The sequence below is a fragment of the Prochlorococcus marinus CUG1438 genome, from assembly GCA_017644325.1.
GTDB classification, from domain to species: Bacteria; Cyanobacteriota; Cyanobacteriia; order PCC-6307; family Cyanobiaceae; genus Prochlorococcus_A; species Prochlorococcus_A marinus_AA.
Genome location: JAEPLS010000002.1, coordinates 184,234 through 207,066 on the forward strand (window position 1 = coordinate 184,234; position 22,833 = coordinate 207,066).

General features: G+C 31.3%; 25 protein-coding genes and 1 tRNA gene. 8 read left to right on the plus strand and 18 right to left on the minus strand.

Going from position 1 to position 22,833, the window contains the following annotated elements:
* From JJ847_06955 to pyk, 4 genes are read right to left on the minus strand one after another with little or no spacing between them, the layout of a single operon-like run.
* Positions 1–459 carry a signal peptidase II gene (locus tag JJ847_06955; GenBank protein ID MBO6960623.1) on the minus strand — a complete coding sequence of 153 codons (459 nt, stop codon included), beginning with the start codon at positions 457–459 and terminating at the stop codon, positions 1–3.
* Entirely contained in the window at positions 459–1,028 is a 570-nt protein-coding gene (locus JJ847_06960) for a biotin transporter BioY (GenBank protein MBO6960624.1), read from the minus strand. Before JJ847_06960 ends, JJ847_06955 begins: the two co-directional genes overlap by 1 nt.
* A gap of 15 nt (positions 1,029–1,043) precedes the next feature.
* A complete protein-coding gene (locus JJ847_06965) occupies positions 1,044–2,276 on the minus strand; it encodes an ABC transporter permease (protein MBO6960625.1) in 1,233 nt (410 codons plus the stop codon).
* On the minus strand, positions 2,269–4,062 hold the full coding sequence (gene pyk, locus JJ847_06970) for a pyruvate kinase (protein ID MBO6960626.1): 1,794 nt from the start codon (positions 4,060–4,062) through the stop codon (positions 2,269–2,271). Before pyk ends, JJ847_06965 begins: the two co-directional genes overlap by 8 nt.
* Positions 4,063–4,123: 61 nt before the next feature.
* Between pyk and JJ847_06975 the strand changes: the two genes are divergently transcribed.
* Complete coding sequence (locus JJ847_06975; protein MBO6960627.1) at positions 4,124–4,453, plus strand: nucleoside triphosphate pyrophosphohydrolase family protein; 330 nt, start codon at positions 4,124–4,126, stop codon at positions 4,451–4,453.
* Between the two features lie 2 nt (positions 4,454–4,455).
* Here the strand turns inward: JJ847_06975 and JJ847_06980 are convergent, their stop codons facing one another.
* The 3 genes from JJ847_06980 to ilvA form a co-directional block, all read right to left on the minus strand.
* The gene (locus JJ847_06980) at positions 4,456–4,734 is read right to left on the minus strand and encodes a YggT family protein (GenBank protein MBO6960628.1); all 279 of its coding nucleotides are present in this window, start codon (positions 4,732–4,734) and stop codon (positions 4,456–4,458) included.
* 31 nt (positions 4,735–4,765) lie between these two features.
* A complete protein-coding gene (gene scpB, locus JJ847_06985; GenBank protein ID MBO6960629.1) occupies positions 4,766–5,266 on the minus strand; it encodes an SMC-Scp complex subunit ScpB in 501 nt (166 codons plus the stop codon).
* A 66-nt stretch (positions 5,267–5,332) separates the two neighbouring features.
* Positions 5,333–6,874, minus strand: a complete 1,542-nt coding sequence (ilvA, locus tag JJ847_06990; protein MBO6960630.1) for a threonine ammonia-lyase, biosynthetic — start codon at positions 6,872–6,874, stop codon at positions 5,333–5,335.
* 117 nt (positions 6,875–6,991) lie between these two features.
* On the opposite strand from ilvA, the gene JJ847_06995 reads away from it, so the two are divergent.
* Positions 6,992–8,881 carry a 1-deoxy-D-xylulose-5-phosphate synthase gene (locus tag JJ847_06995; protein ID MBO6960631.1) on the plus strand — a complete coding sequence of 630 codons (1,890 nt, stop codon included), beginning with the start codon at positions 6,992–6,994 and terminating at the stop codon, positions 8,879–8,881.
* 20 nt (positions 8,882–8,901) lie between these two features.
* Here the strand turns inward: JJ847_06995 and psaK are convergent, their stop codons facing one another.
* The 9 genes from psaK to JJ847_07040 form a co-directional block, all read right to left on the minus strand.
* Positions 8,902–9,165 (minus strand): photosystem I reaction center subunit PsaK, encoded by a 264-nt coding sequence (psaK, locus tag JJ847_07000; protein MBO6960632.1) that lies wholly within the window; start codon positions 9,163–9,165, stop codon positions 8,902–8,904.
* Between the two features lie 66 nt (positions 9,166–9,231).
* On the minus strand, positions 9,232–9,567 hold the full coding sequence (locus JJ847_07005) for a DUF3593 domain-containing protein (protein MBO6960633.1): 336 nt from the start codon (positions 9,565–9,567) through the stop codon (positions 9,232–9,234).
* Positions 9,560–9,862, minus strand: coding sequence for a DUF2499 domain-containing protein (locus JJ847_07010; protein ID MBO6960634.1), 303 nt, complete (start codon positions 9,860–9,862; stop codon positions 9,560–9,562). Before JJ847_07010 ends, JJ847_07005 begins: the two co-directional genes overlap by 8 nt.
* Positions 9,863–9,865: 3 nt before the next feature.
* Positions 9,866–10,399, minus strand: coding sequence for a peroxiredoxin (locus JJ847_07015; protein ID MBO6960635.1), 534 nt, complete (start codon positions 10,397–10,399; stop codon positions 9,866–9,868).
* 5 nt (positions 10,400–10,404) lie between these two features.
* Complete coding sequence (locus JJ847_07020; protein ID MBO6960636.1) at positions 10,405–10,641, minus strand: 50S ribosomal protein L28; 237 nt, start codon at positions 10,639–10,641, stop codon at positions 10,405–10,407.
* Between the two features lie 38 nt (positions 10,642–10,679).
* Positions 10,680–12,584 carry a molecular chaperone HtpG gene (gene htpG, locus JJ847_07025; GenBank protein MBO6960637.1) on the minus strand — a complete coding sequence of 635 codons (1,905 nt, stop codon included), beginning with the start codon at positions 12,582–12,584 and terminating at the stop codon, positions 10,680–10,682.
* Between the two features lie 118 nt (positions 12,585–12,702).
* Positions 12,703–13,854: an ATP phosphoribosyltransferase regulatory subunit gene (locus tag JJ847_07030; protein MBO6960638.1), complete on the minus strand. Its 1,152-nt coding sequence runs from the start codon at positions 13,852–13,854 to the stop codon at positions 12,703–12,705.
* A gap of 18 nt (positions 13,855–13,872) precedes the next feature.
* Positions 13,873–14,721 carry an inositol monophosphatase gene (locus JJ847_07035; protein ID MBO6960639.1) on the minus strand — a complete coding sequence of 283 codons (849 nt, stop codon included), beginning with the start codon at positions 14,719–14,721 and terminating at the stop codon, positions 13,873–13,875.
* Between the two features lie 5 nt (positions 14,722–14,726).
* Positions 14,727–15,101: a 2Fe-2S iron-sulfur cluster binding domain-containing protein gene (locus JJ847_07040; GenBank protein MBO6960640.1), complete on the minus strand. Its 375-nt coding sequence runs from the start codon at positions 15,099–15,101 to the stop codon at positions 14,727–14,729.
* Positions 15,102–15,150: 49 nt separating this feature from the next.
* Here JJ847_07040 and JJ847_07045 point away from each other — a divergent pair.
* From JJ847_07045 to JJ847_07065, 5 genes are all read left to right on the plus strand, one after another.
* Positions 15,151–15,237 (plus strand) — tRNA-Ser (locus JJ847_07045).
* A gap of 213 nt (positions 15,238–15,450) precedes the next feature.
* Positions 15,451–17,448, plus strand: a complete 1,998-nt coding sequence (gene dnaK / locus JJ847_07050) for a molecular chaperone DnaK (GenBank protein MBO6960641.1) — start codon at positions 15,451–15,453, stop codon at positions 17,446–17,448.
* Positions 17,399–18,358: a DnaJ domain-containing protein gene (locus tag JJ847_07055; GenBank protein MBO6960642.1), complete on the plus strand. Its 960-nt coding sequence runs from the start codon at positions 17,399–17,401 to the stop codon at positions 18,356–18,358. Before dnaK ends, JJ847_07055 begins: the two co-directional genes overlap by 50 nt.
* Before the next feature lie 33 nt (positions 18,359–18,391).
* Positions 18,392–18,772, plus strand: coding sequence for a DUF3110 domain-containing protein (locus JJ847_07060; protein ID MBO6960643.1), 381 nt, complete (start codon positions 18,392–18,394; stop codon positions 18,770–18,772).
* Positions 18,773–18,804: 32 nt separating this feature from the next.
* On the plus strand, positions 18,805–19,242 hold the full coding sequence (locus JJ847_07065; GenBank protein ID MBO6960644.1) for a peptidylprolyl isomerase: 438 nt from the start codon (positions 18,805–18,807) through the stop codon (positions 19,240–19,242).
* Positions 19,243–19,247: 5 nt separating this feature from the next.
* On the opposite strand, the gene ribA is transcribed toward JJ847_07065, so the two are convergent.
* The gene (gene ribA / locus JJ847_07070) at positions 19,248–20,927 is read right to left on the minus strand and encodes a bifunctional 3,4-dihydroxy-2-butanone-4-phosphate synthase RibB/GTP cyclohydrolase II RibA (GenBank protein ID MBO6960645.1); all 1,680 of its coding nucleotides are present in this window, start codon (positions 20,925–20,927) and stop codon (positions 19,248–19,250) included.
* 133 nt (positions 20,928–21,060) lie between these two features.
* Between ribA and JJ847_07075 the strand changes: the two genes are divergently transcribed.
* The gene (locus tag JJ847_07075; GenBank protein ID MBO6960646.1) at positions 21,061–22,116 is read left to right on the plus strand and encodes an N-acetyl-gamma-glutamyl-phosphate reductase; all 1,056 of its coding nucleotides are present in this window, start codon (positions 21,061–21,063) and stop codon (positions 22,114–22,116) included.
* Here the strand turns inward: JJ847_07075 and JJ847_07080 are convergent.
* Positions 22,100–22,756: a phosphoribosylglycinamide formyltransferase gene (locus JJ847_07080; GenBank protein MBO6960647.1), complete on the minus strand. Its 657-nt coding sequence runs from the start codon at positions 22,754–22,756 to the stop codon at positions 22,100–22,102. The genes JJ847_07075 and JJ847_07080 overlap by 17 nt on opposite strands.
* Positions 22,757–22,833: the final 77 nt, after the last annotated feature.

Consider the following 22,833-nt stretch of genomic DNA (forward strand, 5'->3'; position numbering starts at 1 on the left):
TCAACTATTACTTTTAAAAACACTATAAAGGAATAATATAAAACCAATATTTATTGAGATATCGGCGATGTTAAATACTGGAAAATTTATTATATTTAAATTTATAAAGTCTATTACAAAACCATTTAATACTCTATCAATTCCATTACCAATAGTCCCACCAAGAATAAAACTATAAGAATAGATTTCTAATGGATTAACTGATTGTTTTCTTAATATTAGAAATAAAAGTATTAATGAAAAAATAATACTTATTATAGATAAAAAAATTCTACTGCCACTGAATAGGTTAAATGCCGCGCCAAAATTCCTTACAAAATCTAATTTGAATAAAATATAATTAGTATTTACTAAAACTTTATAATTATGAGAAATAAAATATTTCGTAAATTGATCTATAAGCACAATTAAAAACGTTATAAATAAAAAATATATTTTTTTTTGTGACTCGTAATTCATTATTTATTATATTTTAAATACTTTATTGGCTTAATAAGTAATATTAGAGGAACAAGCATAATTAAATGATATCCAATTTTACCTACAGAATATTTCCCAAAATTGTAAAGAACTGTATTAAATTGATTGTAAAATAATAATTGTATAAAGTTATAAAATATTCCTGTCAAATGCATAGAAAGAATAGCTAAAAATCCATTTATTAAAAAGTTAAAAATATTTATTTTGTTATTCATATTTAAATTATCGATTATTATTATTAATGGAAATATTCCCAATAAATAACCAAAATTAGGAGTAAGCAAATAACCTATTGAACCTCCTTGATGAAAAACTGGGGCTATAAATAACCCAAAAAAAATATATATAGCAAATGCTCTTAAAACAACTTTTTTATTAAAAATAAGTGTTAGAGAAACTATTGTAGGAATTTGCAATGTTATAGGCATCTCTAAGTTAGTAAAAGAATTATTAATAGATGAAAATGGAATAAAGACAGGGAGCATTGTTGATATTATTAATGATTGAAGGCATATTAGTATCTCAATTAATTTATAAAAATTGAGCATGATGATAAAAACTTTTTATAAACTTCTTAATGCAACAATTGGATCTAACTTAGAAGCTCTTTTCGCTGGTAAAACGCCAAATATCAAACCTATTGATCCTGAGATGATCATGGTGGATACAGTTGTTGTAATCCCAACAGATGCAGGAAGTGGTGTTATCAGGGATAAAAGAAAAACTCCAGACAATCCGCTTGTTGTACCTATTAATCCTCCAATTGTAGATAAAATCAATGCTTCAATTAAAAATTGAATTAATATATCTGATTGTTTAGCTCCAATTGCTTTTCTTAGACCTATCTCTTCTGTTCTTTCACTAACAGAAACCAACATTATATTCATGATTCCTATACCTCCAACCACTAATGAAACTGCTCCTATACCTGCCAATAGAAATGTTAGCCCACTTGTTATGTTAGTTACTATATTTAATGCATCTTCTTGAGATCTAACTGCAAAGTCATCATCTCTTATTATTTTATGCCTTTGTCTTAATAAATTAGTAATTTGAAATTTTGCAGCGCTGGTTGCATTTTTATTTATCGCTTCAACACTAATGAAGCTTAAACTTACACCATATGTTGGATCTTTCCCAGTAATTCTATTTACCATAGTTGTTAGTGGAATATAGGCATTTTTGTCTTGATTACTTCCAAATACAGCACCTTTTGGTTTTAATATTCCGATAATTTCATAAGTATGATCTTTAATTCTGATTTTTTCCCCAAGTGACGAGGATTTATCCTTAAAAAATTCGTCTTTAAGATCAGGTCCTATTACTACATAACTTCTGGCACTATTAACATCACTTTTTGATAAAAATCTACCCTTATCAACTTCAAAGCTTCTTACATCAACAAACTCTGGTGTAACTCCTGCAATTGATATATTTAGGCTTTTAGAATTTGATTGCACTATTTCATTAGCAGAAATTTGAGGAGCAACTTTTTTAACTGTTGGGACTTGATTACTTATTGCTACAGCATCTTCTAAAACTAGATTTTTAGGAAATGAAATACCTCTTCTTCTTGTGTCATTATTTCCAGGAACAATGAATAAAACATTTGCACCTAAATTACTTAATTGGTTTTTTGCTAATGTTTGAGCACCTCTTCCAAGTCCAACAAGTGTAATAACTGATGCATTTCCTATTATTATCCCTAGCATTGTCAATGAACTTCTTAATTTGTTTGATACTAATGTTTTTGTAGCCATTCCTAAGGCTTCTTTTACTGAGATATTTCTAGACATATTTATACTTGTCTATTGTTTCATCATCATCTTCAATTTGTCCCATGTATATAACACCTTCATTAAGCTGCAATGTAATAAGATCACCATTACTAATCTGATGATTAGTAATATTATCTAAATTACAAATCGTAGAAATCTTTATATTATTTTTGTTAAACAAAGCGTAAACATCATTTACATTTTGGTTCGTAACAATACCTCCAATATTTTTACTAAGTGGAATATTTTCCATTAATTCAACCGGCACGAATAATATTTCTCCTGGGCAAATTAGGGATACATCAAGATTACTTTTTATTATTCTTGCTTTACCTGTTACACCGATTTCCCCTATTGAAATTCCTCTTGATACAATCTTTCTTACTAAACCAACTTTTATTAGATCTGTTGAGCCGCTAATGCCAGTTAATGTGCCTGCGGTTTGAACTACTAAATCTCCTTGATTTAGGATTCCCATCTCCTGGGCAATCTGCATAGCTAAACTAAAAGTTTTTGCTGTTCTTTCATCATTTTTAACTACTATGGGAGTAACTCCCCATACAAGTTGCAATCTCCTTGCTACACTCCTCTCTGTAGTAGTTGCCAAGATAGGTGTTGGTGGTCTGAACTTACTTACATTTCGAGCGGTAGAACCTGATTTTGTTAATGGGATTATAGCTCCTGCATCAAGTTGTCTTGCTATATTACTTACAGCTGCACTAATAGCATTTGGGATCGTACTAGGTAAGTGGCTTTCAATAGCTTTAAGTGGATAATCCCTTTCTATTCTTCTTGCTATAGTTGCCATCGTTTCTACTGCCTCGACAGGATAATCGCCAACAGCAGTTTCGTTTGAAAGCATTACTGCATCTGTTCCATCCAGAATTGCATTTGCAACATCACTGACTTCGGCCCTAGTTGGCCTTGGATTAGAAGCCATAGAATCAAGCATTTGAGTCGCTGTAATTATTGGAATACCTAATGAATTAGCTTTTCTTATTAATTCCTTTTGTAAAAGAGGAACTTCTTCAGCAGGCATTTCTACACCTAAATCACCTCTTGCAACCATAACCCCATCACATAGAGGTAATACTGTATCTATTTGATCAATAGCTTCGAATTTTTCTATTTTTGCGACTACTGGTGTTGAATGCCCATTTTTGTTTATCAAATCTTTTATCTCATTTATATCGGATGGATTTCTCACGAAACTTAGTGCTATCCAATCAACCCCTTCAGATAAACCAAATTTCAAATCCTCCTTATCTTTTTCTGTTAATGCTTTCACTGATAATTGAACATCTGGGAAATTAACACCCTTATTATTAGAAAGAACCCCCCCTACAGTAACCAGACACTCTAAAAGATTAGCGTCTCTATCAACCTTTTCTACAGTCATTTCAATTTTACCATCATCTAAAAGTATTCTTTTTCCTTCGCTAACTTCTTGAGAAAGTTTGTCGTAAGTTACATTTGCAATAGTATTTGAACATTCGACTTCATTCGACGTGAGGGTAAATTTATCACCTTTTTTAACTTTTACTGGACCATCTTTAAAACGCCCTAATCTTATTTTAGGTCCTTGAAGATCTTGCAATATTCCAATATCTATATCTAATTTTTTTGATACTTCCCTTATAGTTTTAATTCTCGCAGCATGATCTTTATGATCTCCATGTGAGAAATTTAATCTGAATGTTGTTACTCCCGCTTTAATTAAATCTTTAATTATTTCTTCAGATTGAGTTGCAGGGCCAATTGTTGCTACTATTTTTGTTCTTCTTTTTAAATCAATATTCGACATATATAGATAATATTGCTAGATATAAATAAATTTACCATACCCAAAGTTAGTTATTTAAGTCATGGATTTTAAAACTTATCAGAAAAAAGCTAGAGAAACAGCACAATATCCAGATTTAGGCTCAAATAATATTTATCCAACCCTTGGTTTAGTGGGAGAGGCTGGTGAAGTAGCAGAGAAAGTAAAAAAAGTTATAAGAGATAAAAATGGAATATTTGATTATGAATCAAAATTAGGTATTAAAAAAGAACTGGGAGATGTTTTGTGGTACGTTTCAAATCTTTGTACAGAATTAAATTTTAGTTTAGAGGATGTTGCATTACAAAATCTCGAAAAATTAAAGAGAAGAGCTGCCGAAGGGAAGATAAGTGGTTCTGGAGACGATAGATAAATTCAGCTATACCCTAAGCTTGCATACTGGAGATTTGTAATTAAGTTTTGAATAACATTTAAAAGTAAAAAAGCTAGTAAAGATGAAATATCAAATCCACCTATTGGAGGAATAATACCTCTAAAAATGTTTAAATAAGGATCTGTTATAGAAGTTAATGCAGATAAAACACCGTTACTCCAGTCAATACCGGGAAACCATGTAAGTAAGATTCTTATTATTAATATGAAAGAATATATTGATAAAGTTTGGCCTAGAACTGCAAAAATCTCAGATAACATTATATTGTCGTAATTTAGTATATTCTAACATTTACTTATTATTGTTGCTTCCTATCTTTGAGAGATATTCATTACTAACAGCAAAAGTTTGAAAAAACTTTTCTGATAATGATAACCAATATGATCTACCATCTTTTTGCTTCCTTTTAATTATGAACTTCTTTTCTAATAGTTCCTTAATATGATCATAAGCTCCTGAACCTCGAAGAAGTATAAGATCAGATTGTAGAATCTTTTTTTTGATTGCAATGGTTGCTAACGTTCTTAATTCGGATGTTTTTAAATCAGAAGGAAGTAAATCATCGACAAATTCATTAAGGCTAGATTTGAGTTCGAGAGCAAAACTGTTATTTACTTCATTTAACTCAATAGCTGATTTTGAATTAGAATATTTATTTTTGAGATCTTTTATTGCATCATTTATTGAGTTGATATCAGAATTAGTAATTTCTGAAAGATCTTTTTTGGTTATTGGTCTACCTTTCAAATATAGAACAGCTTCAACTTTAGTAACTAGATCTATATCAGATATTGGCTTGGTATTCAGAGCAGATTGATTGATTTTTATTACCTAAATCATACCTAATTTACCTTATTTTTATTCTGGTGCACCAAGGAACAATTTATATGTTTCGTTTTTAGTTTCATCCCAGTATTTATATCCTAATATTTTTACAAAATTGTTCCATTCTTTAATTTCACTTCTATCTATTAAGACTCCAATAACAATTTTTCCTACATCAGCACCGTAATTACGGTAGTGAAATACACTTATTGACCAATTAGAATTCATATTTTTTAAGAAATTAATTAAGGCTCCTGGTCTTTCAGGAAATTCAAATCTGTACAACAACTCCACATAATTTCTATTATTCAATTCTTTGAAATCCTTTGGTAATCTACCCCCAACCATATGTCTAAGATGATTTTTAGATAATTCATCATTGCTTATGTCAATAAATGGGTATTGTGAATTTCTAAATTCTTCTAAAAGGTTTTTTTTATCAATTATTCCATAAACTTGTACTCCTACAAATATCTGCGCATTTATAGAATCAGACATTCTATAGCTAAATTCAGTTAAATTTCTATCATTAAGCAACCTACAAAAATCAATTAAACTTCCAGCACGTTCTGGTATTTCAACAGCCATCATTACCTCTTTACATTCCCCAAGTTCCGCTCTCTCTGCTACAAATCTTAGCCTCTCAAAGTTCATATTTGCACCACAAGCAATCGCAACCATTCTTTTATTGGAATAATGCGAAATAAAGATATCTTTTTTCATACCAGCAATTGATAATGCTCCAGCTGGCTCTAGTATCGATCTAGTATCTTCAAAAACATCTTTTATTGCGGCGCATATTTCATCTGTGTTAACCCTAATCATCTTATCTATATATTTTCTACCAATATCAAAAGTATTATTACCAACTTTTTTAACTGCGACTCCATCAGCAAATTGTCCAACTGAAGATAATTCTACGATTTTTGATTGTTCCAACGATTTTGACATTGCATCTGCGTCTTCAGGTTCAACTCCAATTATTTTAACTTCAGGCCATATTTTTTTAATGTATATTGATATTCCTGATATCAATCCACCACCACCAACTGCAATATAAATGGCATGAGGTTTATGTTTTAATTGTTGTTCAATTTCAATAGCTATTGTTCCCTGACCCGCTATTACCTCTGGATCATCAAAAGGATGAATAAAACATAAATTTTGGTCTTGGCTAATCCTTATCGCCTCTCTATAAGTTTCATCATAATTATCTCCAAATAATATTACTTTGGCTTTTAAATTTTTTACTGCGTTTACCTTTACTAAAGGCGTTGTAATGGGCATTAATATTGTTGCCTGACAATTTAACTTAAGGGCACTTAGTGCAACTCCTTGAGCATGATTACCTGCACTTGATGTAATAACTCCTTGTTCAAGCTCTGATTTAGTGAGCTTACTCATCTTGTTATATGCACCTCTAATTTTAAATGAAAATACATCTTGAAGATCTTCTCTTTTTAAGAAAATTTCGTTTTTAAGAGTATTACTTAAATTATGAGCTTTTTCTAGAGGTGTTTTTTTCGCAACTTCATAGACTTCAGCTTGAAGTATTTTCTCAAAATAATCATTCATATTTATATTATTAGCATTAATTATTAATCTAATTAAAACATTACATGATCTATTTAGAAAAAAATACTCATTTTGCACCTCGGCGTTTTAGATTATATAGATACCTATTTTTATTCAATGCTTTTAAGTGAGTTAAGTCATCCAAATCAACTACATGACTTAACAGTTTCACAATTAGAAGAAATTGCTTGTCAAATCAGAGAAAGACATCTTCAAGTAGTATCTACAAGTGGTGGACATCTTGGTCCCGGATTAGGCGTAGTTGAGCTGACATTGGCTTTATATCAAACTCTGGACCTTGATTTAGATAAAGTTGTCTGGGATGTAGGACATCAAGGATATCCTCATAAATTAATAACTGGACGATACGCTGAATTTGATTCCCTTAGACAACAAAATGGAGTAGCTGGATATTTAAAAAGAAGTGAAAGTAAATTTGACCATTTTGGTGCTGGTCATGCCAGCACCTCTATTTCTGCTGCTTTAGGGATGGCAATAGCAAGAGATAGAAAAGGCGAAAATTATAAATGTGTTGCTGTTATTGGAGATGGAGCATTAACTGGAGGAATGGCTTTAGAAGCTATAAATCATGCAGGTCACTTACCAAATACTCCCTTAGTTGTAGTATTAAACGATAATGATATGTCTATATCACCTCCAGTTGGTGCACTCTCATCTTATCTAAATAAGGTGAGACTTAGCCCCCCATTACAATTTTTGTCGGATAGTGTTCAAGAGAGTGTAAAAAATATACCTCTTATTGGAAAGGATATTCCGGAAGAATTAAAGAATATTAAAGGAAGCGTGAGACGTTTAGCTGTCCCAAAAGTAGGTGCGGTTTTTGAAGAACTTGGATTTACATATATGGGTCCAATCGACGGGCATGATATTGGAAATCTAATAACTACATTTAATGCTGCTCATAGACTTAATAAACCTGTACTTGTTCATGTAGTCACTACAAAAGGTAAAGGATATCCTTATGCGGAGGCTGATCAGGTTGGTTACCATGCACAGTCTGCATTTGATCTCACTACTGGAAAATCAATTCCGTCAAAAAAACCAAAGCCTGTAAGTTACAGTAAAATTTTTGGTCAAACTTTATTAAAAATATGTGAACAAGATAGCAAGGTTATTGGTATCACTGCAGCAATGGCTACTGGTACTGGATTAGATTTGTTGCAAAAAAATATTCCAGATCAATACGTTGATGTAGGGATTGCTGAACAACATGCAGTTACACTTGCAGCAGGAATGTCTTGCGATGGTCTTAAACCTGTCGTAGCTATTTACAGTACTTTTCTTCAACGAGCTTTTGATCAATTAATTCATGATGTAGGTATACAAAATTTACCTGTATCGTTCGTACTTGATAGAGCTGGGATAGTTGGCGCAGATGGTCCTACTCACCAAGGGCAATACGATATCAGTTATATGAGATCCATACCAAACTTTGTATTAATGGCACCAAAAGATGAATCTGAATTGCAGAGAATGTTAATTACATCTATTAACCATAAAGGTCCAACAGCATTGAGAATACCAAGAGGTTCTGGCTTAGGTGTAGCAATTATGGATGAGGGTTGGGAACCTTTGAATATAGGAGAAGCGGAAATACTAGAAGAGGGAAATGATATTTTAATTATTGCTTATGGATCAATGGTTGCTTCAGCTATCAAAACAGCAGAAATATTGAAAACTATGAACATTAATGCATGTATTGTAAATGCAAGATTTGTAAAACCTCTAGATGAAAACCTTATTATTCCTTTAGCAAGTAGGATTAAAAAAGTAGTAACTATGGAGGAAGGAACTTTAATAGGTGGATTTGGCTCTGCAATTGTTGAATTATTCAACGATAAGGAAGTAAATATTCCTGTTTACAGAATTGGTATTCCTGATGTTTTAGTAGATCATGCATCACCTGATCAGAGTAAAGAGAAATTAGGTCTTATGCCTGATCAGATGGCAGATAAAATTATCGAGAAATTTAAATTAAAAAGTTAAAAAACCCTTTAAATAAAGATTTATAAAACTCCTCGTGATGCTAGTCCAAGGATAGCTCCAATTCCAAAAATGTGACCAAGGCAATTAGCTCCCACAACTGATGCGTGACTTAAACCACCATAGAATTTTGAATTGGGTATTTCAAAACCTTCATTAGGTTTTCTAATAGTTGCTCTAGCAATTGCATAAGCAAAAACATTACATGCAATCATAACAACGGCGCATTTTGGTGACCATTCGAATGTTGCTGGGGCAGAAGCAGCTGCAAATAATGTAGTAAACATAAAAAATCGTTATTTTCATATATTCTCTAATACTTTTACCTAAAAAACACAAAATTGTAAAAGGTCTTAAGAGTTGTTTACTTCTAAGTTATTTAAAATCTTTATGAATCCAAACAAAATAACAAAATCGCTTAGTGTTAAAAAAGATTCTGCTAAACCATGCAAGAAGTCGATCTCAACAAGGGTTTTATCGTAGTAATTTAATGTGTAGATAGAAATTATTATTGTTATGAAAACAAATAAAACTGTTAAGGAAAAACCAGTTTTTACAAATTTATTAACAGATTTAATTTTATATAAATAAAACAAAAAGACTGCATATGGAAATATAGACAATGCGAACAAAGCTGTATTGTCAATTAAAGCTAATTTTTCTATAAATTTTATAAATAAATCATTCATAACTCTTTTTCGTTTTAAAAATAGTGAATGATGCGAGAGCTAATGTTGAATTTCCAATAAATGTAAATATCCCTTGAAGCGTTACTAATCCATACAATGTATCTTGATTATCATAGATATGCCAAGTTATAGCGCACATAGCTCCTATTAAGTTTGGGACCATAGCTAAGCTTAACCAAAAAAATAAATTATATTTTTTATATTTAGAAATTTTATATATCACAAAGATGGTAAATATCCATTCAATGACTGAAGAGATATGAATTAACCAAGTTCCAAATGAAAGTTCGTGCAAAATTTATAATTTTTTCTTTAGTATATTAAGTACTTCCTTGGCATGATTTATAGGTAAAACACTTATCCATCTATAAGAAATTTCCCCTTCTGGAGAAATTAAAAAAGTATTTCTATCTGAAAATGGAGGAATCCAAGAACCATATTTTTCGCTAATAATACCTTCAGGATCAGATAATAAAGTGTAGTTTATGGATTTCTCGCTGCAGAAACTTTCATGAGAATCTTTTTTATCAGCGCTAATCCCAACAATTTCAGCATTATATTTTGAAAAATCTTTTTTTAATTCAGAAAAACCTTTAGCTTCAAGAGTGCAACCTGCAGTAAAGTCCTTTGGATAAAAATACATAACAAGCCATTTACCTTGAAAATCATTTAATTCCCATATTTTTTTTAATTTTATGTTTTTATTAAAACCTTCCAATTGAAAGTTAGGAGCCATATCGCCAACTTCAGGAGCAAAATCAAAAGCTATTGCTAGATTACAATTAAATAAAAAAATGAAAGATATTAATAAACTTACAACTAAATTTCTCATCAAATTTAGAATTTTTTTAAATCAACTCCATTTGATTTAGCAAATTTATCTAATCCTACTTTTTGTATAGATTTTAGTGCTTTGGTACTAATTTTGATATTTACCCATTTTTTGCCTTCTTCCCACCATAGTCTCCTTTTTTGGAGATTAACTTGTTGTAATTTTTTTGTACGAATATGTGAGTGACTTACAGCCATCCCATTATTAGCTTTAGCACCAGTTAGTTCACAAACTCTTGACATATTTTTGAGTTATATCTTTAAAAATTTTAACACACGACTCAATTTGTTGAATTAAGCAATTCTGAAATTAATTCGGCGTTATTATTTTGTAAATTAATGATCTGTTCTTGATCTAATCCACCAACAGATAGTTTAGCCATATCGTAAACATGATTAGCAATTTTAGATGCCAATGGATTTTCTATAGGATCTTTTTTATCAATAATTATTTTGTTGCTTGTAATTTTATTAAGACCAACAATAAGAGGATGTTCCTTGTTAATTAAAAGCACATGATATTCAGGTAAGCCAGGCATCTTTTGTTCCATGTAAGCTCCCATATCATTAATTCTTCTCATTTGCTCTGGAAGCAAGATCATCGCAGGTGGAGCACCTTTACTTGAAAGTGACTGAACTTTTACTGTTACTTTCTCATTGTTAAGTGCTTTTACAATAATATCTCTAAGATTATCTGTATTTGATTTGCCATCTTTATCTACAATTTCTTTAGATTCATTATCTTCTAGTTCATTTATTTCTGAATCAACTCTTTGGAACTGATAATCTTCATTTTTACTTTCTAACCAAGGAAGAAATTGTGCATCAATTAACGGATCTGATTTAATAACTTCTTTATTATCCGATAGACAGATATTTAATGCGCTTGATTGCGCGATAGAATCTGAACAGTAAATTATTTTTTTAGATTCGGTTATTTTATTTCGATCTTTGTAATTTGCCAGAGTTGTGAAATATTTATCATTGGATTTGATAAGCGACTTATTTTCAATGTATTTAGTTACGTCGTTCTCCGAATTTATGATTGTTTCGAAAATTATACTGTTATCTACTAAATCAGCAAATTTTTCATCTTCGATAGCACCAATTTTAATAAAAGCCGAGATAGAATCCCAAATTTCAGCATAAAATTCTGGAGAATTTTTTATCAGTTCCTTAAGTTTGTTGGCGATTTTTTTTGAAATAAATGATGATATTGATCTTACTTTTCTATCTGTTTGTAATGCACTTCTACTGACATTTAGAGGTATATCTGTAGAGTCTATTACTCCTCTTAGAGGTAAAAGATATTTTGGTACAATCTCTTTAATTGAATCGCTAACGAATACTTGATTACAAAATAGTTTAATCTCTCCTTTTTCCCAATCAGCTCTGCCAGACAACTTAGGGAAATACAATATCCCTTGTATGTCATATGGATAATCAGTATTTAGATGAATCCATAGCAGTGGATCACCCTGAAAAGGATACAGGTATTTATACAACTCAATATAATCTTCATCTTTTAATTCACTAGGTTGTTTTCTCCAAGGAGGGTTTTTCTTATTAATTGTCTCACCTTCTAATAAGACATCTATTGGCATAAAATCACAATATTTTTTTATTAATGATTTAATCCTTTCAGGCTCAATAAACTCTTTTTCTTCGTCAAGTAAGTGAAGTATCACATCTGTACCGATTTTCTCTCTTTCTGACTCCTCTAATGTGAAATTTGGAGATCCATCACAAGACCATTTAAAAGCTTTTGATTTTCCAATTGCTGATTTAGTTAATATATCAACTCTATCTGCCACCATGAAACTTGAATAAAAACCAAGTCCAAAATGACCTATAAATTCATCATTATCTTTTTTGTATTTTGTTAGAAATTCTTCTGCGCTAGAGAATGCTACTTGGTTAATGTACTTCTTAATTTCCTCATCGTTCATTCCAATTCCATTATCAGAAATCGTTAGAGTATTTTTCTCACGATCAATAGATATTTTTACTTGAGCTTCTTCAGTATTTTCGCAATCGCCTGCCATAGATGCCATTCTTCGTTTACTTATTGCGTCAACACCATTACTAACAAGTTCTCTTAAAAAGATTTCATGGTCAGAATAAACTGCCTTCTTGATAATTGGGAAAATATTTTCGGTATTAATACGAATTTCGCCTTTTTCCATTTAAAAAAAATCAAACATATTAAATATTATTTCCTAAAAACTAGTTAATCAAGTTTAATTAGGAGTATTCTCCGAACAATATATGAATTCAAAAACCTAAAAAAGTTTTTAAAAGGTTTTATTTAACCCACAAAATCTCATTACAATTGTTTTCCTTCATAATTTTATTAGCTTTAGTCAAGTCATCACATGGATTTAAATGTAAAACGGCAATATTTCCTTTTTTCTGTTGTTCTTTTTGTGCATCCATACCTTTTTCTAAGAAACAAGAATCTTTAAACATTAATAAAATCTTTCTTTTATCTGTTTTTTCTTCTATTAATAAATTTCTTAAAATGTCTAATGAAATTGTAAATCCGATACCATTTAAGATTTTCTCATTAGGACTAAAGAATCTTACTAATTCATCATATCTTCCGCCTTTTGCTATAACGCTTTTATTTTTACCATCATCTCCTATGAGTTGAAAAACTATTCCTTCATATAAATTCAAATGGGGTTGAAACGTGGGATCAAGTTGTAATTTAACACCATATTTTTTTGATATTTTTGATAAAGTTTCAAATAAAAAATTTAAATCATCTAATGTTTTACTAGTTCCATATGTACTTTTCAATTTTTTTAATATTGCAATTGGTTCTCCTCTTGTGAATAAGAGATCCTTAAGAATATATTTATCATCCTCATCAATTCCTAATTTAGATAAATTATCTTGATCGAAATTAACAAGACTTTTCTTAATTTCTTCAAAATTATTTTTCTTGTATTTATTCAAGATTAAATCCATTATTTTTGTGGTGCTTACTAGTAGAAATAAATTACAATCATCCTTCAAATTAATATTATCGATTGCATCAAATAAAATATTAATAACTTCAATTTCTGGGTATTTTGTATCATATCCAATTAATTCAATTCCGCTCTGCAGTTTTTCTTGTAACTCAAATGAATTTTTATTATTTTGTTTTTTATCAAAGACCATTCCATTAGTGAATAATCTTATAGGTCTTTTCTTATTTATTAATCTAGTAGATGACAATTTAACAATAGATGTTGTCATTTCTGGCCTAAGACATAATGAATTATTACTAACTATTCCCACAACCTGATTTTCTTCTATAACTCCACGGCCTCTTATCGTCTCTAAAGTATTTATAAATGATGGTGAAACCTCTTCATAGCCCCATAGTTTATATATACTGTTTAAAGTATTTATGATATTGGAGTTATTTTTTACGTCGACTAATTTAATTTCCTTAATATCTGTCATTTTTATAATTAACTAATTTTAGGTATAGAGATTTTTATTAAAAGGAGAAACTTTACCCAGTTCATTTTTTAATTCATCTTCAAGGTTTGGAGAACACGCTAAAATTCTGCCAGAACTTAAATTAAATTTACCTGATGGATAATCAGAAATGATTCCACCAGCCTCTTTTACAATAATAGCACCGGCCGCTAGGTCCCATACCTGTAATCCTCTTTCCCAGTATCCATCGACCTTGCCTGAAGCAACAAATGCTAGATCAACTGCGGCAGCTCCTCCTCTTCTGACACCCCTAGTTTTATGTGTTAAATAACAAAATTCGGCGTAATTATTATCTTCTATCTCAAATCTGTCATAAGAAAAGCCAGTTACAAGTAAACTATCAGAAAGATTAGAAGGACTCGATACTTTAAGTTCATTATCATTGCAAAAAGATCCTAAACCGATACAAGCTGAATATAGTTCGTTTAAATAAGGTACTGATATAGCGCCTATAATTGGCTTATTTTTATATACCAGACCAATAGAAGTTCCAAAAAAAGGATATCCATGAGAGTAATTTGTTGTACCATCTAATGGGTCTATACACCATGTTAAATCTGAGGATTTATTTAATTTACCCGATTCCTCTGCATTAATAGATATGTTCGGGGTCTCCTCTAATAAATATTCTTTTATTTTATTTTCAACTTCCAAATCTACATTGGTTACTAGATCACCTTTCCTACCCTTTGATGATATTTTCTGGATTTTATTGTAATTTATTTTTAGAATTTCATTACCAATTTGAGCGGACTTCTTAGCTACTTCATACAAACTGGGTAGGTTTACCTGAATTGCGACTTCCTCTATTTCACTTAATTCGAACATTTTAATTAATCTTCCTCGAATTCCCAAGGTGGCGCAACTCTAGTATTTCCTCTCCCAAAATATTGTCCAAATTGTAAATCGTAAACTTCATCTTCATATGTAGTTTCAACTTCAAGATCTGAGGTTGCCTTAGCGACACAAAGCAGTGCATAACCTTTATCTTTTAAGGCTTGAGATACACCCATAGCTTCAGATTGTTGCAAAGTACCGGATATTATTTTAACTGCACAACTTGTACAGCAGCCATTTCTACATGAAAATGCAAGTTTGAAACCTTTGTTTTCAAATTCTTTAAGTATGTACTCATCACTATTAACCTGCTCTTGGAAGACCTTTCCGGTATCCTTATTTTTAATCGTGACTTTGAAAGTTTTTTTCAAATAACTTTCCTCAAAAATGGGATGATAAAGGGTTAAGATGGTTAATCTGGGAGAGGTGGCCGAGTGGTTGAAGGCGCAGCACTGGAAATGCTGTATAGGGGCAACTTTATCGAGGGTTCGAATCCCTCTCTCTCCGTTTTATATTAGTTTATTTTGGTTTACTACATCAACAACTTTCTGTGTGAAAATTGTTTTAAAATAAATAGTAATATTATTATCAAGCAATAAATAATCTTATTTATATAAATTAAGTTGAAAAAATTTGATTTTTACTATTATATGTAAATATCTAAGATAAAAATTATTTAAATTATTAGTAAATTTTGCTTTAATTTAGCGATCTAAAATCATGGGGCAAATAGTTGGAATTGATTTAGGTACTACTAACTCTGTTGTCGGAGTTATAGAAGCTGGTCGTCCAATTGTTATAGCAAATTCTGAAGGTTCTAGAACCACACCTTCAATAGTAGGATTTACAAAAGACAAGGAAATAGTAATAGGAGACCAAGCTAGAAGACAACTTGTTCTAAATCCTAAGAATACCTTTTATAACCTAAAAAGATTTATTGGCAGTGACTGGGATGAATTAGATGAGAATAGTATTTCTGTTCCTTATAACGTAAAGGCTAATACTACTGGAAGCGTTAGAGTACTTAGTCCAAATACAGAAAGAGAGTATGCACCAGAAGAATTAGTGAGCTCATTGATTAGAAAATTAATTAATGATGCAGAAACATATCTTGGAGATAGTGTTGACTCTGCAGTTATTACAGTACCAGCTTACTTTAATGAGTCTCAAAGGCAAGCTACAAAGGATTCTGCAATATTGGCAGGTATTAAAGTAGATAGGATTCTCAATGAACCAACTGCTGCTGCTTTGGCTTATGGTTTTGAAAAAAGTTCTTCTAATAATGTTTTGGTTTTTGATTTAGGAGGCGGAACATTTGATGTTTCATTATTAAAAATTTCGAATGGAGTATTTGATGTTAAAGCCACTTGTGGTGATACACAATTAGGAGGTAACAATTTTGATTCAAAAATAGTTGATTGGCTTGCAGAAAAATTTCTTGCTAAATATGAAATTGATCTAAGAAGAGATAGACAAGCTTTACAAAGATTAACTGAAGCTGCTGAAAAAGCTAAATGTGAATTGTCAGGATTGCAAAAAACAAAAATATCATTGCCATTTATCACAACTAGTAAAGAGGGGCCTTTACATATTGAAGAGACCTTAGATAGGAAAATATTTGAATCATTATCACAAGATTTACTAGATAGATTATTAGAGCCTGTGCAAATAGCATTAGATGACTCTGGATGGAGCGCTGAAGATATAGATGAGGTAGTTCTTGTCGGGGGAAGTACCAGAATCCCAATGGTGCAACAATTAGTTAAAACTCTTGTTCCTAATGATCCGTGTCAATCCGTTAATCCAGATGAAGTAGTTGCAATTGGTGCCGCGATACAATCTGGAATAATTAGCGGTGATTTACAAGATTTACTACTAAATGATGTTACCCCTCTTTCTTTGGGTTTAGAAACTATTGGTGGTCTTATGAAGGTACTTATTCCTCGCAATACACCAATCCCAGTTAGACAATCTGATGTTTTTAGTACATCCGAAGCTAATCAATCATCGGTTGTTGTTAAAGTAAGACAAGGAGAGAGGCCATTAGCTTCTGAAAATAAATCGCTTGGAAAATTTAGGCTGTCTGGAATACCACCAGCACCCAGAGGAATTCCACAAGTTCAAGTAGCATTCGATATAGATGCCAATGGTCTTTTAGAAGTTAGTGCAACTGATAGAACAACTGGAAGAAAGCAAACGGTTACAATATCTGGAGGATCAAATTTAAATGAACAAGAAATAAATTCGATAATTCAAGAAGCCAAATCCAAGGCCAACGAAGATAGGAAAAAGAGATCTGTTATTGACAGAAAAAATGGTGCTTTAACTCTTATTGCACAGGCTGAGAGAAGACTTAGAGACGCTTCATTAGAATTTGGGCCTTATGGAGCAGAAAGACAACAAAGAGCTGTTGAAATAGCTATACAAGATGTTGAAGAATTCATAGATGATGATGATCCTCAAGAATTAGAAATTTCAGTAAGTGCTCTCCAAGAAGCATTATTTGGTTTAAACAGGAAATTCGCAGCAGAAAGAAAAACTGATAATAATCCACTACAAAGTATCAAAAATACATTTGGATCGTTAAAAGACGAACTTTTTTCAGATGATTATTGGGATGAAGATCCTTGGGATAATCAAATGAATAGAAATTATAGAAATTCGAGGTATGGTAATTCTAGGGATGATGATCCATGGGACAATGACTATTTCCTCTAAAAAAGACTATTTGTCGATTTTGGGTTTATCCCATGATTTTGACAATAGAGAACTTAAAAAGGCATTTCGTAGAGAAGCAAGAAAATGGCATCCAGATTTAAATAAAAATGATTTAAATGCAGAAGAAAGATTTAAATTAATCAACCAAGCATACGAATACCTTCGTGATCCCGATAAAAAAAATAAAAGTTCGAACGAAAAAATAGTTGAGGATTTCGAAAATAATAATTTCGAGACAGGGTTCCCTGAATTTAGTGACTATCTTGATTCATTATTTGGATATGAATACACCCATAAGAATTACGGAGAAGATACTGATGAACCCTATGAAGGTGAATCAGTAGAAGAAGATACTAATGAATACTACAATTATCAGTACCCTACAACATCTCCTGAAGAACCACCTCCAGTTAAACTCCACGAAGATATAGAAACAATTATTGAACTAACACCTGATGAGGCCTTAAGTGGAACTTCAATTTTAATAGAACTTGAAGATCAAACTGTCGTTGAAGTTGATACACCTCCTTTCGCTGGCGATGGATGGAGATTAAGACTCGAAAATATTGCTAGGGGGGGGAAAGATCACTATCTACAGTTAAAAGTTCGAACTGAAAATGGTCTAAGAATAGATGGATTGAGAGTTCTTTATAAATTAGAGTTATTTCCCCATGATGCACTTCTTGGTTGTGCAGTAGAAGTTCCTACTCTTGATGGAAATGTTACTCTTCAAGTACCTCCAAAATCATCTACAGGAAGGTTGTTACGTTTAAAAGGTAGAGGTCTAACTTATGAAGATGATGTGGGTGATCAATATGTTGAAATACTAGTAGTTATTCCTGCTGATATTAACGATGAGGAAATAGCTTTATATACAAGATTACAAGAATTATCACTTTCTGATTCTTAATCAAATACTATATAAATAGAAAAACTGATTCTTATGAACATATTTGTTCTTTTATTTAATTCAGGAACAGATAAAGAAGGAATTCATTCTATCGAACTAAAGGGAAGGACGATAGTTCTTATGTTTGAAGACAAAGACGATGCAATAAGATACTGTGGGCTCCTTGAAGCTCAAGATTTCCCTTTACCAACAGTCGAGATGATAAATATCGAAGAAATAAAAGATTTTTGTACGAAATTAGATTATGAATGTAAGTTAGTGGAGAAAAATTTTGTACCTAAAACAGCCGAAGATAGGTTATTAATTTCTCCACCTCAGAAAAACCTAGAAGTTGATAATTGGCAGGATGAAATTAATGATAATGAAAAAATTGATATAAATACTATTAAGGAAAACCTTGAAAAGTTGCTGTAGGTATTAAAGTATTATAAATTTACAAATAAAAAATGACAAAAGCGTTATTTGAAACAGAAGTAGGAAACATAAATATTGATTTTTTTTCTGAAGATGCACCCAATACCGTCAATAACTTTACAAAATTAATTAGTGATGGATTTTATGATGGTCTTGCATTTCACAGAGTCATACCCGGATTTATGGCCCAGGGTGGATGCCCAAATACACGTGATGGAGCATCTGGCATGCCAGGGACTGGAGGGCCTGGATACAATATTAAATGTGAAATAAATTCTAATAAACATTTAAAAGGTTCACTTTCTATGGCTCATGCTGGCAAAGATACAGGCGGAAGTCAGTTTTTTATTGTTTATGAACAACAACCTCATCTCGATGGAGTTCATACTGTTTTTGGTAAGACAAATGATATGGATGTAGTTCTAAAGCTTACTAACGGTACGAAAATTATAAAGGCAACTTTAAAATAATTATTCTAGTCTTCAAAAACTATACTAAATGTCTCTTTATCTAGATTAAATTTTCTTGTAGATGAATATAAGATTTCATTGTTAATAGTAAATTTAGTATTTATGAGTTTGATACTACTTTTTGGATGTAATGCCTGTTCAATATTTCTAGAAACAATAATACCGATCTTTGTACTTTTATCGAATTTTGATAAGAACTGAATATATAATTCTATATTCTTGATTTCTTCATCAGTGATGTTGGAATTAGTTCTATTTCGATCATGTAAAATTCGCCAAACTAATTTTGGTCTATTCCAAAAAGCCAATAATCTTGGAGAACTTTCCAGCTTAATATTAATGTTATTATTATCGCAAAAATTAATAGCTTTATTCTTTATTGGAACAAGATCAATAGATTTATAATTTCCATCAAGGAAAATAGATATAAATGGATCGATATAGCTTGAATTAGAATTATCTTCATCAATCATATGTCCTAACTTAGTTTTCTTTACACTTAGATATTCAGCATTATTATCATTTGGACAAATAACTAATGGAACTCTTTCAATAACTTCTATTCCATATCCACCTAATCCAGCAATCTTTCTTGGATTGTTTGTTAGTAATTTTAATTTTCTTATCCCAAGATCAGTTAATATCTGTGCTCCAACTCCATAATTCCTGAGATCAGCAGGAAAACCCAATTTCTCATTAGCTTCCACTGTATCTAATCCACCATCTTGTAAACTATAAGCCTTTAATTTATTTATTAGACCAATACCTCTGCCTTCTTGTCTCAAGTAAACCACAACTCCCTCTTCCTCCTTTTCTATCCTTGATAATGCAGCCTCTAATTGGGGTCTACAATCACAACGTAGTGATCCAAAAGCATCACCAGTTAAACACTCTGAATGCATTCTCACTAATACAGGTTCACTTAGTTTTGATGATTTTTGTTTAACTAATGCAACATGTTCTGAGCCATCAAGTTCATTTACATATCCATAAGCTTTGAAATTTCCAAAAATACTTGGAAGAACAGCATCAGATTTTCTGTATACAAACCTCTCAGTTTGAAATCGATAACTTATTAAATCAGCTATGGATATTAATTTCATTCCCCACTGTTTTGCATACTCCTTAAGCTGTGGAAGTCTTGACATTGATCCGTCAGGATTTTGTATTTCACAAATCACTCCAGCGGGATAAAGTCCTGACATTGCAGCAATATCTACTGCTGCTTCTGTATGACCTGCCCTTTTTAAAACTCCACCTTTTTTTGCTCTTAATGGAAATATATGTCCTGGCCTCCTTAAATCTTCAGGTTTTGTATTTGGATTTATAGCAACTTGTATTGTTTTAGCTCTGTCTTCAGCCGAAATTCCAGTCGAAACATTATTTTCTGGTCCAGCATCAATTGATATCGTAAAAGCTGTTTGATTTTCATCAGTATTTCTATCTACCATTAAAGGTAAGTCTAAGGAATCTAGTTTTTCGCCTTGCATAGCTAGGCATATAAGACCTCTTCCTTCAGTAGCCATAAAATTGATTTGCTGAGGAGTTGCAAACTGAGCCGCACAAATTAAATCACCCTCATTTTCTCTTCTTTCATCATCTACAACAATTATGCATTCACCATTTCTTATTGCTGCTAATGCATCGCTAATAGGATCAAATTCAATTTTAAAAGATTCATTTATATCCAAAATTGTTCCATTATTTGATTGGGGACTTGTTTCTTTCATTATTCCTATCAATATAGAAAAATAGTGTTTTAGTTACCCTAAATTCAACACTTTATAATCCTATCTCAAAGTCTGCCAATTCAAAGAAATGAATGTTGCAATAGTAGGTGCTACTGGTTACGGCGGTATTCAAGCGGTAAATCTTTTAAAGAAAAATAAAAACCATAAAATTTCATTTTTAGGAGGTAACAAAACTTCTGGATCAAAGTGGAATGACAATTTTCCCTTTATTTATCTAGATACAGATCCTTATATAGAAAAAATATCAGTTGAGAATATCTCAAATAACTCTGATGTAGCTTTGCTTTGTTTACCTAATGGCATAGCTTCCACTTTGACAAGGAAATTACTAGATAAAGGTGTTAAGGTTATTGATCTATCAGCTGACTATAGATATAAATCATTAGATGAATGGGGAAAAGTATATTCCAAAGAAGCTCATATTTATAAACGAAATGACGATGATTTGTGCAAAGAAGCAGTTTACGGTCTTCCCGAAATAAATAAAGATGAAATATCAAAAGGCAGACTAATAGCATGTCCTGGCTGTTATCCAACATCGGCTCTTATTCCATTAGCTCCTTATCTTTCACAGGGAATTATTGAAAATGAAGGTATAGTTATCGATTCTAAAAGCGGAACTTCTGGAGGGGGGCGAGAACCAAACCAAAAGCTACTCTTATCAGAATGTGGGGAAGGTTTATCATCTTATGGATTGATAAACCATAGACACACATCAGAGATCGAGCAAGTAGCATCATTAATCTCTGGAAATAAAATTGAACTTCTTTTTACTCCTCATTTGGTTCCAATTGCAAGAGGGATGCATTCGACTATATATGGGAGATTAAAAGATCCCGGTTTAACTTCAGATGATTGCAGAATTTTATTGGATAATTTTTATAGAAATTTTAAAAATATTAAAGTCTTACCTGTAGATACATACCCTTCAACAAAGTGGGTTAAAAATACGAACCAAATTTTCCTTTCAGTGAAAGTTGATATTCGAAATGGAAGGATTATTATTTTATCTGTTATTGATAATTTGTTAAAAGGACAAACTGGTCAAGCAATTCAGAATTTAAATATAATGAGTGGTTTGTCTATGGATGAAGGTCTTGAGTTAACTAATAACTATCCTTAAAATTATTCCTTATCAAAAAACCAGCATAAGAGATTGAGTGAGGTAAAATTTTATGCTCAAGTATTTGTATTTTTTTTGAAAGAGTATCAATATTGTCATCATCAAAAATTGGTAACGCTGCTTGCATTATAAGAGAACCACTATCAACCTCCTCCTCAACAAAATGTACTGAACAGCCAGTTATTTTTGAGCCATTTAATATAGAATCCTCTATTGCAGAACCACCCTTATATGCAGGAAGTAAAGAAGGGTGAATATTTATAATTTTGTTCTTAAATTTATTAACGAAAAATGGAGTGACGATTTTCATCCAACCAGCCATTACGATAAGTTCAACGTCATAATTAATTAAAGTATTTATAATTTCTGATTCAAATTCCACTTTTTGTGAAAAGTGTTTATTTTTAATAATCTTATAAGGTATTTGTGCCTTTTGAGCTCTTTTTATACAACCAGCATCTTCTTTATTAGTTATAAGAACTGTTATATCTATATCAAACTCTCCTTTTTCTGAGAGATTTATTAACTCCTGAAAGTTTGTTCCTTTTCCAGAAGCTAGTACACCTATTTTTAATTTTGGTGAAAATCTTCTAAATTTAGATATCTCAGGCGAAATTATGTAATTAAATGATTTATCCAAAGTTTTTTTATCTAATGATAAATTCATATGAAATAAAAAAAACCCTCAATCTTAATTGTTAATATTCAAAAACATAT